This is a genomic window from Bacillus sp. EB600 (genome assembly GCF_024494385.1).
Lineage (GTDB): Bacteria > Bacillota > Bacilli > Bacillales > Cytobacillaceae > JAEVLT01.
On the sequence record NZ_JAEVLT010000007.1, the window covers coordinates 1 to 16364 of the forward strand.

A 16364-nucleotide genomic window follows, 5' to 3' on the forward strand; every position below is an offset into this window, starting at 1 on the left:
TCTGGGGAGACCCCGCAGGCGCAAGCGCTGAGGAGGCTCCCCGGCACGCCCGCGGAAAGCGAAGCACCTGGAGCGCAAATCAACAACCATGTTTAACAGCACCAAAAAATTAAAAGGTATTGAAATCCTGAAGGTCTGTAATTTTTTATAATAAGGAATTATGAAATTGATTCATTTGTCTAAAATTAAATTTAACTTACTATAAGGTATCTGTATGGATTTTAGGTTATTACACAAACTAGAATGTCAAAATCAAGTAATAGAAAGGAAAGATATCGAATGACAAAAGTTTTATACATTACCGCACATCCTCATGATGACACAAAGTCTTACAGCATGGCCGTAGGGAAAGCCTTTATTGATACATATAAAGAAGTTAATCCGAATGATGAAGTTGTTCAGGTTGACCTTTATAAGGAAAACATTCCGCAAATCGATGTTGATGTATTTAGCGGTTGGGGTAAACTGCAATCTGGAAAAGGGTTTGATGAACTTTCTTCAGAAGAAAAAGCAAAAGTTGGCAGACTTTCAGAGTTATGTGATCAATTTATTTCTGCCGATAAATATGTATTTGTAACACCGATGTGGAATTTTTCATTCCCGCCAGTTATGAAAGCCTATATGGATGCTGTTGCCGTTGTTGGTAAAACATTTAGATACACTGAACAGGGACCAATTGGCCTATTAAAGGATAAGAAAGCCCTACATATTCAAGCTCGTGGAGGAATTTATTCAGAGGGACCAGCAGCTGCGATGGAAATGGGGCATCGATACCTGAATGTCATGATGCAATTCTTTGGGGTTCCTTCCTTTGAAGGTCTATTTGTAGAAGGACATAATGCAATGCCTGAAAAAGCACAAGAAATAAAAGAAAACGCAATTGCCCGTGCAAAAGATGTTGCTCATACTTTTTAAAGCAGCTAAAAGAGTCACATTGGTGGCTCTTTTTTAATTTTCTTAAAGAATTATGGAACATGCTATGCCAAACACTAGAAATTCACTTGTTTTTTGGGGTGAAAAAATAACTTTTTAAAGGTTTGGAAAATTTTTTGTTGAATAGTTAAAGAAAAAGCTATTTCTAGTAAAGAGGTGGGGGAATTGACAGATGTCCAATATGCGTTTGTCACGGAATATGGTAATTATGACTTTGACTTTAATAAAAATGATGTTTCAACCCACTTTATCATTGCCACTATTTTGGTAAAAGAATCCCAAAAAGACATGTTAGAACTAGAACTCGAATTGCTTAGACAAAAATACTTCCATAATGCAGAAATATCCTCTGCTTACATAAATCGTAATCCTAACCGTATGATACAACTATTACATGATCTTAAAGAATTGCCATTTCGTGTTTATGCATATGTCATTGACAAAAGAAAAATCAGAGAAGACAGTGGTATCACTTTTAAAAAGACTTTTTTTAAATATGTAAATCGTATGGTCTATGATGATTTAAATCGAACGTTCGATCAACTAGATCTGGTCGCAGCTGATGACGGAATGAACGAGTATATGCAAGAGTTTAAAAAGTATATAAACAGTACGAGTATCCCCAATCTATTTCATTATTCTTTGTTTGGCTTCAATCAAAGTCAATCAGATCTCCTCCTTCAATTGGCTGAGTTTATTGCAGGGATGATTGCACAGGGCTATGATAAAAGTCAGTATTCGGAACATTATCGTTCATATTACAAAATTATAAAAAAGAAAATCATCTCCATAAATCTTTTGCCACATGATTACAAACATTTTCTCTGTGATTACCAAGGCGGTCGGCCAGATGAAAAATACGATGAAGTTATTATGAAAAAGTCGGTAAATTTGTCCTATCAATATATTGAGCAAAATCGAAACAGTGAGGAAGCAGATGAAAAAATCCGAATCGATTTTTTAAAGTTTCTTTTATTTAATCTGAAGGAAAATCCAAATGACTATGTGTACACACAAGAGATTTTAGATAATCTTAATGCATTACGCGATGTTAAAATTAATCACCATTATTTTCGTTCTACTATTGTTTCAAAGCTTCGTGACAAGGGGCTAATCGTCGCAAGCAGTAATAAAGGCTATAAAATGGCTGTATGCCTTGCTGATCTAAATGATTTTGTATACCTGTCAAATCTAACGATTCATCCGATGATTCAACGAATTTCTAAGTGCAGAGACCAAATCTTACTTGCAACAAACCATGAGATCGATATTCTTAATCAAAAAGAATATGATTATCTAAAGAGGATCATTGAAATGGAAAAATTGTCGGTAAACAAATAGGCTAATTAGGAGAATAGGAAGAAGAAACTGTAAAACTGATAGTATCGTTCAAAGCTTACTTGTTTTATGTGAATTGCGATCAAAGATCGACGAATAACGGCGGTGATGATGAATGTGTTTAATATTGTTTGCGTATCGTGTACATCCTGTCTACAAACTTATTGTTGCAGCTAACCGGGATGAAGATTTTCAACGTCCGACTTCACCTGTTCATTTTTGGGAGGACAGTCACGGGATTCTTGCAGGAAGGGATTTGGAAAAAATGGGTACCTGGATGGGAGTGACAAAGGGTGGACGTTTCGCGGCGTTGACCAACTTCCGAAATCCGAAAGAGATAACAGTGGGTAAACATACGCGTGGTGAATTGGTGGCCGATGCCTTAAAATATGATGGAAAGCTAAAAGATTATATGCAGAACTTGATGAAAAACAATCACCTGTACCCAGGGTATAACCTAGTAGCAGGAGATGGAAATGAGTTATTCTATTATTCCAATATTGAAAAGAATCTCCAGAAATTAAAACCTGGTATATACGGCGTCAGCAATCATTTATTAAACACCGAGTGGCCAAAGGTACAAATTGGTAAAGAAGGCATAGCTAGAAGTATTAACGAAAAAAAGGAAGACATGGTCAACTCTTTATTCACTCTACTCAGAAATTCAGAACAGGCTCCAGATCAACTTCTTCCGAACACAGGAGTTCCATTAGAAATGGAAAGAAGACTCTCCTCGTTGTTTATTCAAAACGAACGTTATGGGACAAGAAGTTCTAGTGTATTGTTGATGTCTGACGAAAAAATTGAATTCTTTGAACGAGTTTTTTCGCAGGAACAGGTAAATGAAAATGATCAAAAGTACACCATTGACCTATAATTTGGCTAAACTAAATAATTATGTGATTCCATGGAGTTCGCTTGCAAAAGAAAATTGACACGAAATTGGGAGGAATCAACTGCTCGTTGGGAAAAAGCGTCAGTTGGAAAAAGGTTTTACCCAGCAACGTCCGAATCAGACCGACAAGTGGTTGAGCGAGTGGAGGAAAAGGCAGAAAAGCGAGGTGTACCAAGAGCCAAAATCGCACAAAAAACCTTAAACACAAAGAGCATGCAGCTAAATAAACAAATGTTCTGAGACTGTAGAGTGCCCAGAACATCTGTTTTTATATTAAGCTTCTTTCTTTAATGTGGTCCTTTGCTGCTCATTTCCGAATAATTCATCGAGAATGGAATTCGGTTTGTTTTTCAGTTTTTTAACAAACAGCGGATTAACGGCCACTGTTACGATTGCATTGGCTAAAATTCCCCAGAAGCCTTCGTAAATGCCGAAAGATTTTCCGGTCGCATAGACGGTGAATGTAACAATTAAACCAACAAGCAATCCAGCGATCGTGGCTTCTTTTGTTTGGTTTTTCCAGAAAAGGCTAAAGATGATGGCCGGGAAAATTTGAACCATTCCCGATACGCCCAGCAATTGTAAAGAGACGAGTGCTGACGGAAAAACCATTCCAAATAGTAAAGCAAGCCCAATCACAACAAAGACCATCGAACGAGTAACAATCGTTAATTTTGCAGGTGTTACATTCGGATTAATAAAATCACGGTAAATGTTATTGGCAAACAAGTTTGAAGCACCAATCGCCATGATTGAACAAGGAATGAGCGATGCAAGTGCAATGGTTGCGTAGGCTAAACCTTGGACAGTCCCGCCGTAAGAAACTTGAATTAAATTTAAAAGTGCATACCGTGGGTTCGTTCCTTGCGGCAATACATGATAAGCAACGAAGCCAAGGAAAATAAGCAAAATGAGGACAATATTATACAATGGTAAAAAAATCGCGTTTTTTTGCAGTGCCTTCGCACTTTTAGCCGTAAATACACCTGTTGCTGCATGGGCCCACATAAATAACGCCAGACCGGAAACTAATGATGCAGTCAGGAACCACGGAATCCCTTTTGGTCCGCTTGTCGGGATCGTTAATAACTGCGGCGAATCAGTGGCCACTTTATCAATCATCGCTCCCCAGCTTCCAAAATGTATGAACGGCAAATTGACAACCAGGAATAACATGATCACCCAAACCAATATGTCTTTAATAACAGCGGTATAAGTTGGTCCTTTAATTCCACTAAAGAAGGTATACAAGGCGACTAATAGGAAAGAGAAGACCACGACCACCTTTACATTAATTAAGCCTGTCCCAGCTACTGTCAAAGTATCCTGAATCCCGGATAACTGTAAATCGATGTAAGGGATAAGCATTAATACGCCTACTACTGCCACTAGAAAGGATAAAAGTTTACTGTTAAATCTTATTTTTGCATAATCAGCCAGTGTCGTTAATTTATGATCCTTCGAAAATTTCCAGAGCTTCGGTAAAAAGAAATAGGAAATAAAGTAAGCAATAATCGTATAAGGTATCGCAAAGAATGCCAAGCTTCCACCTGTATAAGCGGTACTGGTTAACCCTAAAAACGTATAAGCTGTATAAAGGTCAGCACCGACTAAGAACCAAACAAGTAATGTTCCAAATCGCCTTCCACCGACTGACCATTCTTCAACAGAGCTTCTGTTTGATTTATCACGCCCCGATAAAAATCCAATGAATACGACTACTAAAACAATAGCACCTGTGATTAACAATGCTGTTAAATTTCCCTGCATTATTCAGCACTCCCCTCTGAATGTTGTAACCGATAAATGGCAAAGGTGATTAACGGAGTAAGAAGCATTCCTAAAAATAACCAAAATGCAAGAAAAGGTAATCCAAAAATAATTGGATGGATTCGATTGACGAATGGTATTGCTCCAAGCATCAGTATAAAAGGCATGATGGATAGTATCGCAATGATCGTTTTTTTTCCCATTTGTAAAACCCCCAAAATTCTAAATATTTAATTAGTCTGAAAAAACGAATGAGATAATAGTACCAATAAATTTTACTTTAAACAAGTAAATTGTTTGAAATATTAATATATTTAAATAATAATTCGTTTATTTCGGCTGCACCGATGTATAGAAAGTTGTTAACAAAAAAACGGATAAAAATACGAATTTCTGAAAAAAAGCAACTTGACCGTTTTGAATTAATCCAACCTATGTATAACTTATTGAAACGCCAAGCTGAGGTCGAAATTTCACCTCTGGCCGTTCCTGCATGGAATGAACCCCGCAACACCTGCAGTTGCCTTGGTGATGTCCAATCCTTCCATAAAAGCTCCCATTATCGGCGCAAGAAATTTAAAACAGCTTGAGGATTCCCTTAACACAGTTTTATGTAAAAGACTTTTTCTTTTCCCAATACTCAAAATCAGCTACTTCCTGTTAGTAGAAGTGCATAATTATTCTTTTACGGCGATCCGCTTTTTAAAAGAGAAAGTATGTTATATGTATGAAAAGCGGCTGGCTTGGGAATATTTTCATTTGTGTACTAAAAAGGGGGAGCCTATGATTTTACATAACGAGGATTTAAAAGCCAGGGCTCACGAGTTCGCCCTGACAAATGAAATAAGTTCAACGACTAATTTTATAAAACAATTTTGGCCGGCTTTTCGTTCGGATATGGCCAGTCTTCATGAATTCGCCGAACAATTACAAGCTGGTAAAGCAGCGTGCAAGCAGCCGGCTGAAGATTGGCTGTTAGACCACATCAACTTTATAGAGACGCAGTCACAGGTAGTGGTGCGGGAACTGCCCCGAGCAACCCTTAAACAACTGCCTCGATTAAGGTCGACCGGGATGCCGAGAATATACGAACTTTGCAGTGATTATCTCGAACATGTAGGTGGAAAATATGATATCAGCTCCTTTGAAAGTTATCTCATGTCGTACCAGGAGGTTACTGTCCTAAAGGATGTAGAGTGTTGGGCGCTAATAAGTGCGATGCGGGTTATTATTATTCGGAGATTGGCAGCAGTAATGCGGGAAGTCCGCCTCCGACATGAAGTGTGTCATTCAATTACGTCGATAATAGAACAAATAGGGTCGAAAAATTTTTCTGATGAAAAAATCCGTGCTGTATTAGAACGGGAAACTCGCAAAAAGCAACTTGGGCCAATGGAGATCGTCCATTTTGTCCAGCATTTACGTGAATGGGAGCCCAATATCCATATTATCCACAATTGGCTTAAAGCACATGTTGAGAATAGTGAAGCAAACCTTGACCAGATGGTCTCGCTTGAACACCAGCTTGAAGCGGAGATTCAGGTAACATGCGGGTACTTAGTCCAGAGCCTGCACCGTTTAGAACGGATGCCATGGCGGTTGACATTCACGAAAATTTCACAACTCGAAAAAATACTGCTTACTGATCCCAATCGTGATTTTGAAATGCTTGATTTAGCAAGCAGAGATTTGCTTCGCAGCCGGGTAGTCAAAATCGCAAAGCAGCTTAATGTTCCGGAAACATTAGTGGCGCAAACTGCGATAAATCTTGCCAGATCGAGGCAAAAAAAAGCAGATCTTGAGCCTCGTGAAGCCTGCATTGCGTATTATTTACTTGATCCACACGGAATCACTGCATTGCGCAAGGAAATTGGCGGGTCGACTCGTCCAAGGGTGCTGCCGCAGCTTGCTGTACGCCGCAGACCATCGCTTGTCTATATCGTAAGCACTATCCTCCTGTTTGCGGCCTTTATGCTGCTCGCTGGGGAATGGGTAACCTACAGGACCCCGATTGGAACTTTGTCTTGGCTCGTCATCTTTGCAGCACTACTTTTACCTGTGAGTGATTGGACGATCACCGTCATTCATGAAGGGATATGTAAATGCTGCAGTCCTGCTATACTCTTGCGTTATAATTATTCCAATAAACTTCCAGATGAAGCACGGACGATGGTTGTGATGCCGATTATTTGGTCAAGTATCGAAGAAGTTGATGACGTGGTTGATCGGCTTCTTGTTCATTACTTGGCAAATCGTCAGGAGAATATTCATTTTGCAATCTTGGCAGATTTTGTTGATGCAAAAGCTGAGTCTGAGGTAAACGACAAGGAGATAGTTGCCCACGCACTGAGCCGAGTGGATGCTTTACGTAAAAAGTACGGTGCGGATAAGTTTTTCCTATTTCACCGCGCACGTCTATATAATTCTGTTGATGATATTTATATGGGCTGGGAGCGTAAACGCGGGAAGCTAGTTGAGTTTGTTGAGTTGATTACTGGAAGTAAGCAAACGAGTTACACAATCATCAACGGGGAAACAGACATTATCCCCAAAATACGCTACGTATTTACCACCGATCATGATACTCAACTTCCGATTGGTGTAGTTAGTCGTTTGGCGGGGACGATCCATTTTCCATACAACCGACCACGGCTAAACACGGAGGAAACAAGGGTAATTGAAGGATTTGGTGTTCTCCAGCCCCGGATTGGTGCCAGTTTTGAATCAACTCAAAAGTCGCGTTTTGCTGCCCTTTGGGCTGGAAAGCCTGGAATTGATCCATATGCTTTTGCTGTTTCGAATGCTTACCAGGATTTGTTTGGACAAGGTATTTTTGTCGGCAAAGGCATCTTTGAAGTGAATGCTTTTCAAAAAACCCTGGTGAACCGGATCCCAGATTTTCAAGTGCTGAGCCATGATTTACTTGAAGGGGGATTTCTAAGATCTGGGCTAACGTCTGACATTGAGGTTGTCGAGTCGCACCCGGGTATATTTTATGCCCACGAACAGCGTGCACATCGATGGATGCGAGGAGACTGGCAGCTGATTAACTGGCTGGGCAGGAACTGCAAAGACCGGAATGGTGAAAGTAAGAAAGCATCATTATGTGGATTAACTCGCTGGCAAATCATTGATAATTTACGTCGAAGCCTGATGGCACCTGCACTCATGATTACGGCAATACTAGGTCTAACCGTTTTGCCTGGAAAGAGCTGGGTATGGGAAACAATCGTGTTAGTAACCATTTTTCTACCCTTTTTACGGGACATTCTGTTAGCCATATTTGACCGGAGTCTTGCAAGAAGTTTAGGCATAAGTTTCATGCAGAGCGTCGTGAAGCTTTTGACCTTGCCTTTTTCCGCTGTTCTCTCCCTTGATGCGATTGTAAGGACGCTTTATCGTATGTTAATTAGTAAACGAAACTTACTTGAATGGGTACCATCGGCTAAAATGGACCGCCGATCGGCTGACGGCAAAGTGTTTATGTTTGCTGGCGCCGGATACATCGCCGGAATGGTATTTGTTGTGTTTGCCTTGCTGTCCGGTGAAATTTTTGGTCGGATTGCTGGTGCAGTAGCCCTTATTTTGTTGCTTTCCGTCCGGCCGGTTATCCAGAAATTAAATCAGCCGCAAAAAGAGTCTGGAAATCAATGGCTGAATGATGCACGGACAGAGCTAAATGAGTTAGCATTAAACATCTGGTCGTTCTACGATCGTTATGTAACAGATAAGGAATCATTTCTGCCACCTGATAATGTCCAGTATCAGCCTAAGGAAATCATTGCCCATCGTACATCACCAACCAATATCGGACTTTATTTAGCAAGTGTTATGGCTGCACGGGATATGGAGTTTATTGGCACGTTTGAAATGGTAAACCGGATTGAATCAACGCTCGACACAATCTCAAGGATGGAAAAATGGAATGGACATCTATTGAATTGGTATGACACATGTTCCGCCCAGCCTCTTTTTCCTAAATATGTATCTACCGTTGATTCTGGAAACTTTATAGGGTATTTAATGGTTGTGCACCAAGGACTGCTTGAATGGAGCAAGCGGGAAAGGGGATTCGAGCCCCAAATTAGCGGACTTGTAAAAAAAATTGACCAGTTTATTGATGAAACCAATTTTGAATCATTATACAACGCTGATGAGCGGTTATTCTCGCTTGGATACCATGTTGATACAAACCAAAAAGATTCAACACTTTATGATTTGATGGCATCTGAAGCACGGCAAGCGAGCTTTGTAGCCATCGCTTTAGGACAAATTCCTGCCTCGCATTGGTTTTCGTTGGGCAGGACAATGACTGAATCAGGAAAACATAAGACTTTGTTATCATGGTCAGGCACAATGTTTGAGTATTTAATGCCAAGTTTGATTATGCGCACTTACCAAAACACGATCTGGGACTCCACCTATCGCGGGGTTGTAAACAGACAACGGAAATACGCTGAAAAATATCAAATTCCGTTCGGAATATCAGAGAGCGGTTACTTTGCTTTTGACTATCAACTGAACTATCAATACCGTGCCTTCGGTGTTCCTGGGCTTGGGCTTGACCGCGGTTTAGGACAAAACCTAGTCGTTGCACCCTATGCCACTATTATGGCTCTTCCGTTTGCAGGTAATGCTGCACTTACAGCTTTGCATCAATTTGAGAATTATCAGGCAAAAGGCGAGTTTGGTTATTTTGAAGCGGTTGATTTTACAATAGAGAGAATGCCAAAGGGCGAACGCTTTCAGGTTGTAAAAAGTTATATGGCACACCATCAAGGTATGAGTATGCTGACGCTAGCCAATCTGTTAACAGGTGAAAGAATGGTCAAGCGTTTCCATTCAGATCCCCGCGTACGAGCCACTGATTTACTCTTACAGGAGCGAATACCGGCAAATGCAGCACTGATTGAGGAACCGATTGGTCTTAACAAACCATTCCCAGCATTAGACGGGAATGTAGACAATTTGGAGCGGTCGTTTACTGAACCTACAATCGTACCAGAACTAAATGTGCTGTCAAACAGCCGTATGACGAGTGTCACTACGAACCACGGCACTGGGATGCTAACGTGGAACGGACTTTCGATTACAAGGTGGATAGAAGATCCAGTTGTGGATACCTCGGGTCCAATTATTTACATTCACGACGTTCCTACGGAAGAGACTTGGAGCATTACAAGGTATCCTTGTCAAACTGTTCAAGATACGAAGGCATCGTTTCGCCTTGATCAAACGATCTATGAGGGAGATCATCGGGATATTTCAGCTAGACTTGAAATTACGGTATCTCCTGATCTTGATGCAGAGATACGGCGGCTTAAGCTGGTGAATAACAGTGACAAAGAACGAATTCTAGAAGTAACCACTTTTCTAGAATTGGCTTTGGCTGAACCAGCGGCAGTTAATGCCCATCCGGGATTCACTAAGCTGTTTGTTGAAACGAGTCACGATGCACAGGCCCAATGCCTACTTGCCAAAAGAAGGGCGCGTGAAGACGAGGAGCAGGAGACATGGGCTGTCCATACGGTTTATGTTGAAGGGTTTGAAGGGGAAGATTATGAATTTGAAACGGATCGAGCTAAATTTATTGGCCGTGGATATTCTCTTCAGGAGCCAAAGGCAATGCTGTCTCGCCTGCGCGGGCTTGTTGGATCTGTCGTTGATCCAGCTTTTGTGATGAGACGGCGCATTCATTTGGAACCAAGGGAAACAGCTGTTGTTTTTATTGTAACGGGTGTTGCTGAAAGCCGTGAAAAGGCGCTGGACCTGATACATCAGCTACGCTGGCCAAAACAGGCAGAAAGAACTTTTCATTTGGCATGGGTACGCACACAAATAGACCTTCGCCACCTGCATCTAACGCCGGAGCAGGCAGTAACAGCCCAAATGCTCGGAGGGAGGCTCCTCTTTACGCCTCCGCACACATCCTTAAGGCGCAGCGCAATCGAACAAAATAGTTTAGGACAGTCAGCTTTGTGGTCGCACGGAATCAGCGGTGATTCTCCAATCTTAATGGTAATGATTGAACATTTAGCTGATTTACCGTTCGTTGTTTTATTAGCCCGTCAGCACCAGTATCTTTGTATGCTCGGGTTAGAAATCGACCTTGTCGTCTTAGATGAAACGATTGGCGGCTATCAAGATCAATTGATGAATCTTTTAAGGGATCAGCTAGCAGCAAGAGGATTGGGGCATTTGAAGCGGATCATTGGGCTAAAGGCAGAACAACTGAAAGAGGAGGAACGAACTCTCCTTAGGGCAACGGCACGGGTCGTACTGAACGCAGGAGGTCCTAGCGTAAAGGCTCAATTGCGATTAGACGAGGTTCAGCAAGCTGTTCCAAAACGTATGATTGCGCCTGTACAAAAAGGTCATTGGGAAGCTCCGCCCTCCAGTCCAACAACTGAAGGTGAATTTTTCAATGGCTGGGGCGGTTTTGTTGAGGGCGGACAGGCGTATCAAGCTTACGTCCGGCAAGGAGCATATCTGCCCAGACCTTGGAGTAATATCGTCGCCAATCAACGTTTCGGTTGTTTAATAACTGATTTTGGTACTGGATATAACTGGTGGCGCAATTCACGTGAATGTAAGCTCACACCATGGTCAAATGATCCAATACTTGATCAACCAGGGGAGTGTATCTATTTACGTGATCTTGATACAAATCAAATATGGTCGGCCACACCAAAACCAGTAGGGGATCAATTCACGTATAAGGTTACTCATGGAAAAGGATTTAGCCGGTTTGAAAAGGAAGATGGGGATGTAGCACACAAAATGGAAATGATCGTTCCATTGAAAGATTCTTTAAAGCTGATCCAGTTGCGCTTGAAAAATAGAAGTAAAATACGAAAACGAATCTCGATTACCTATTATGCAGAATGGGTTCTTGGAGTGACGCGGGAAGCGCAGGCACCATATATCGTTAGCGAATGGAATGAAGGGCATCAAGCCCTGCTTGCAAGCAATACCTACCAAGAAACGTTTCGAGATGCGATTAGCTTCATGCATATTTCAACTCCTGATTCTAAAGCGAATTCATCGTATTCTTGGACAAGTGACCGCGCAGAATTCATTGGACCTGGTGGTACATTAGCCTACCCTGCAGCCCTACTGGAAGAAAAGCTTTCGAAGCGGACGGGGACTTTTTCAAGTTCCTGCAGTGCGTTGCAAACCACGGTCGAACTGGCAGCAAATGAAGAGGTAACCTTCATATTAGTAATGGGCTGTGCAGCTTCGAATGAAGAGGTATTTTCACTGATTAATCAATATAGTCAACCGTCTGCCTTTCATGATACGCAGACGAGTGTGAACAATTATTGGCAAGAAACTCTCGGTCAGGTACAGATCAAGACACCGGATCGGAAGATGGATATCATGATGAATGGCTGGCTCCTCTATCAAACACTAGCCTGTCGCTTGTGGGCTCGAACCGCTTTCTATCAAGCAGGAGGGGCTTTTGGTTTCCGTGACCAGCTGCAGGATTCACTCGCTTTTTTACATGTAAGTCCTTCTATTACAAGAAAGCAAATCCTGATTAACGCTGCCCATCAATACCAAGAGGGGGATGTCCAGCATTGGTGGCACCAGGAAACGGATAAAGGAATTCGAACGAAATTTTCTGATGATCTGCTTTGGCTGCCTTACACGGTATCGCGGTATATCGAACAGACAGGCGATGACGATATTCTAAATGAGGTTGTTCCATTTTTACACAGCGAGGTCTTAAAAGAAGATGAATTAGAACGATATGAAGATACAGTGGTATCCGAGGAAACAGCCACACTCCTGGAGCATTGCTTGCGTGCTATTCGACATTCATTGAAATTTGGCGAGCATGGAATTCCGCTTATGGGGATTGGCGACTGGAATGATGGAATGAGCCGAATTGGTGCCATGGGGCGGGGCGAGAGTGTTTGGCTGGGGTGGTTCCTGCTCGATATTCTTAAACGATTTGTAAGACTCGGGGAAAAAATGATTTCTGTTATTGTCGTGGAACAATTTGAACAGTCAATCCGGGAATTAGAGCGGAGTCTAAACCGCCATGCTTGGGATGGATCTTGGTTTCGCCGTGCATTCACTGATACGGGGGAATGGATTGGTTCAAATACGAATCAGGAATGCCGAATTGATGCAATTGCACAGTCGTGGTCTGTTATTTCCCAAGGGACCGAGATAGATCGGCAACAAAGGGCGATGTCTTCCTTTGATCGAGAGCTTGTCGATCGTGACTTAAATCTAGCCCGTTTATTGACAAAACCGTTTAATAAAACGAAACCAAGTCCAGGGTATATTCAAGGCTACCCGCCGGGCATTCGCGAAAATGGCGGACAGTACACCCACGGTGTTATTTGGGGGATTTGTGCGTGGGCAATGTTGGAGCGTAATGATAAGGCATTCGAACTATTTTCACTGCTTAACCCGATCACCCATACGGACACTTTCCGTGAAGTGCAAATATATGAAAATGAACCGTATGTCATGTCAGCTGATGTCTACACGGCCAGTCCTCATCAAGGCAGGGGTGGCTGGTCATGGTACACAGGTGCTGCCGGATGGATGTATCAAGCCGGACTGGAATATATTTTAGGGGTCAAGCTTCAAGGAAACCAACTTTCGATTCAACCTTGTGTTCCGTCTGATTGGAAATCCTTCAGTATTGACTATCGATTTGGTAAAACCACCTATTCACTTGATATCTACTGTCAGCAGGAGCATAGCGTTCCAGTGAAATGGGTGGTGGATGGCAAAGAAGCTGGAAATCAGACTTCACTAAAGCTAGTCGATGATGGTCAAACACATCAGGTGGAAGTATATCTTGGCAAACAGCGTTCAAGCACCGTAGGATAAGAAAATAGGAAAGGAAGGTAGGTTTTAGTTTAGACCTGACCTTCTTTTTTTATGGCTTTGGTCATTCCTATTGTAGATATTGGGCGCTATGTGAAATCTAACGGAGAAATTTCTATATATGGAGAATCCTTTAATAGATATGTAGAATCACATGGCAAATATGTAGAATCACACGGCAAACATGTAGAATCACATGCTAAATATGCAGAATCACTTAGCAAATATGTAGAATCACACGGCAAATATGTAGAATCACACGGCAAACATGTAGAATCACATGGCAAATATGCAGAATCACTTAGCGATATGTAGAATCACATGGCAAATATGTAGAATCACACGGCAAACATGTAGAATCACACGGCAAACATGTAGAATCACACGGTAAATATGTAGAATCACATGGCAAATATGTAGAATCACACGGCAAACATGTAGAATCACACGGCAAACATGTAGAATCACTTAGCAAATATGTAGAATCACATGGCAAATTCAGCTTTTGATCGTTTATGGAAAGGTTGAAATCGAACTATGAGTATTATAGGATTGAAAATAAGTGCATTGCATGAAAATAACCCTCCAGACTGTCATATTAGCGAGCTTGTTTATTCTCTTACTAGTCTGCCTTGGAGGTTTTTTTAAAAGTTATTGACAGAGAAGAATATAAGCAGTATTATTATCTCATATTAAAGATATATTAATTCGAGATAAATCCAGGAGGTGAAAAAGTGGAAAAACAGTGCACAAACCAACCCTTTCTTGTTTTAATGCAAACATCTAAAGCCATTCAGGAACGGATTGGAGAAGAAATGAACAAAAACAAGCTGGGTATTACGGAATTCTCAGTTCTAGAGGTACTTTACCATAAAGGGCGGCAGACAATTCATCAGATCGGCAAGAGCATATTAATATCTAGTGGTTCGATGACCTATGTTATTGATAAGTTAGAAAAGAAAGGCCTATTAAGTCGGAGCCCCTGTCCTGATGACCGCCGAGTCATCTTTGTTGCATTAACGGATGCTGGAATAGATTTAATGAAAAAAGTCATGCCAAAGCATCAAGAAATGATCAATAATATGTTTGGTTCTTTGACTGATGAAGATGCTCAAACAATGGTAAGTCTTTTGAAAAAAGTTAATAAATAGTAGAAGCATAAATTTTTAGAACATGTATCTTGAAATCGAGATAAAATAAATACTAATGATAACTTAGGAGGAAATAAAAATGATGAGTATTGGTTTATTACTAATTCGATTGGTAATGGGTGTTGCATTCATGGGTCACGGTGCACAGAAATTATTTGGCTGGTTCGGTGGCTATGGACTAAAGGGTACTGGCGGGTGGATGGAATCACTTGGAATTAAACCTGGCGTTACCATGGCACTCCTTGCAGGATTAGCAGAATTTGTTGGCGGAGTTTTGTTTGTATTAGGCCTGCTTACTCCTCTTGCTGGTATTATGATTGCCGGTACAATGGTAGTGGCAATTGCAAAGGTTCATGGTCCGAATGGATTTTGGGGAACAAATAATGGGTATGAATTTAACTTGATCTTAATCGCAGTTGCACTTGGTATCGCTTTGGCAGGACCTGGTCAATATGCTCTTGATGCTCTCTTATTCTAATAAATCTCTAATTAAAGATTCATAGCAAAATTAGTGCTATATTGATGAACTTGATTTTTCCTTTATAAGGATTAAATATTTAGAAACCTATCAAGATTTTAAGACTGTAATCCTCGCTTATCTTTAACTAATGGAAAGCAGCATGATAGATAACAAAGAAAACAAAAGGTAATCACCATATTATTTACATATTATATGGTGGTTACCTTTTTGTTGTCATCCTTCCAATTTAATATAAACCTTTTTCGTCTGAAAGGTTGCGATCTTTACAATTTGCTCAGCCATATGGACTTTTGAATGGGTGAAATTGCTATTGATCCATTCCAAAATAATGCCGATCATACCATGGACACGATACGTATAAAAAAGCTCACTGTCGATGTCCGGATCAGCTTCATTTAGGGCAAAATCAATATCTTCTCTGAAGTGTTTGTCCAGTACCATGATCATCTTTTTTTGGAAATTATGATTAATATTCGGACCTAACATCACCTGGTAAAATTCTTTGTTTTCGATAAAGTGGTCAAATAAAGCAATGGTAGAAAGGTCTATTATGTTGGCTTCATTTTTTAATTTTATATATGAATTTCTGAAAGATATAAGCATCTTTTTAAAGATGTCATCAATTATCTCTTGTAATAAATCCTCTTTTTGTTCGTAGTGAATATAAAAAGTCCCCCTATTATAGTCTGCTTCCTTGACAATGTCGGTTATGGTAATCTCATCAAAATGTTTTCTCCTCAATAAAGATAGTAGCGCATGTTTAAAAGATTTTTTAGTTCGGGTAACCCTTTTATCAGTTGTCTTTATCATTGTCACAACCTTCTTTCAAAAAATATTTTCTCTTTACTATACAGTATATAAAAAAATGTACATTGTTGTACAATTCTAAATATTTTGATTATTGGATATATCTACGATGTTTTCTATAATAAAAATGCGTATTAAG

The 16364-nt window shown here is 40.7% G+C and carries 9 protein-coding genes; 6 read left to right on the forward strand and 3 right to left on the reverse strand.

Features of this window, described 5'->3' with window-relative positions; translation table 11 throughout:
• Positions 1-279: 279 nt before the first annotated feature.
• The 3 genes from JN080_RS09610 to JN080_RS09620 all read left to right on the forward strand — a co-directional run bounded on the left by JN080_RS09610 (position 280) and on the right by JN080_RS09620 (position 3148).
• A complete protein-coding gene (locus tag JN080_RS09610; protein WP_256235752.1) occupies positions 280-915 on the forward strand; it encodes an FMN-dependent NADH-azoreductase in 636 nt (211 codons plus the stop codon).
• A 183-nt stretch (positions 916-1098) separates the two neighbouring features.
• A complete protein-coding gene (locus tag JN080_RS09615) occupies positions 1099-2274 on the forward strand; it encodes a DUF3800 domain-containing protein (protein WP_256235753.1) in 1176 nt (391 codons plus the stop codon).
• 112 nt (positions 2275-2386) lie between these two features.
• On the forward strand, positions 2387-3148 hold the full coding sequence (locus JN080_RS09620) for an NRDE family protein (RefSeq protein WP_256235754.1): 762 nt from the start codon (positions 2387-2389) through the stop codon (positions 3146-3148).
• 291 nt (positions 3149-3439) lie between these two features.
• On the opposite strand, the gene JN080_RS09625 is transcribed toward JN080_RS09620, so the two are convergent.
• Both JN080_RS09625 and JN080_RS09630 read right to left on the reverse strand, forming a co-directional pair.
• Positions 3440-4936, reverse strand: a complete 1497-nt coding sequence (locus JN080_RS09625; RefSeq protein ID WP_256235755.1) for a sodium:solute symporter family protein — start codon at positions 4934-4936, stop codon at positions 3440-3442.
• Positions 4936-5139, reverse strand: coding sequence for a DUF3311 domain-containing protein (locus JN080_RS09630; RefSeq protein WP_256235756.1), 204 nt, complete (start codon positions 5137-5139; stop codon positions 4936-4938). Before JN080_RS09630 ends, JN080_RS09625 begins: the two co-directional genes overlap by 1 nt.
• Before the next feature lie 580 nt (positions 5140-5719).
• On the opposite strand from JN080_RS09630, the gene JN080_RS09635 reads away from it, so the two are divergent.
• From JN080_RS09635 to JN080_RS09645, 3 genes are all read left to right on the forward strand, one after another.
• Positions 5720-13789 (forward strand): GH36-type glycosyl hydrolase domain-containing protein, encoded by an 8070-nt coding sequence (locus JN080_RS09635; RefSeq protein WP_256235757.1) that lies wholly within the window; start codon positions 5720-5722, stop codon positions 13787-13789.
• A 731-nt stretch (positions 13790-14520) separates the two neighbouring features.
• Positions 14521-14937: a MarR family winged helix-turn-helix transcriptional regulator gene (locus tag JN080_RS09640; protein WP_256235758.1), complete on the forward strand. Its 417-nt coding sequence runs from the start codon at positions 14521-14523 to the stop codon at positions 14935-14937.
• Between the two features lie 79 nt (positions 14938-15016).
• Entirely contained in the window at positions 15017-15415 is a 399-nt protein-coding gene (locus JN080_RS09645; protein WP_256235759.1) for a DoxX family protein, read from the forward strand.
• 216 nt (positions 15416-15631) lie between these two features.
• On the opposite strand, the gene JN080_RS09650 is transcribed toward JN080_RS09645, so the two are convergent.
• Positions 15632-16228: a TetR/AcrR family transcriptional regulator gene (locus JN080_RS09650; protein ID WP_256235760.1), complete on the reverse strand. Its 597-nt coding sequence runs from the start codon at positions 16226-16228 to the stop codon at positions 15632-15634.
• Positions 16229-16364: the final 136 nt, after the last annotated feature.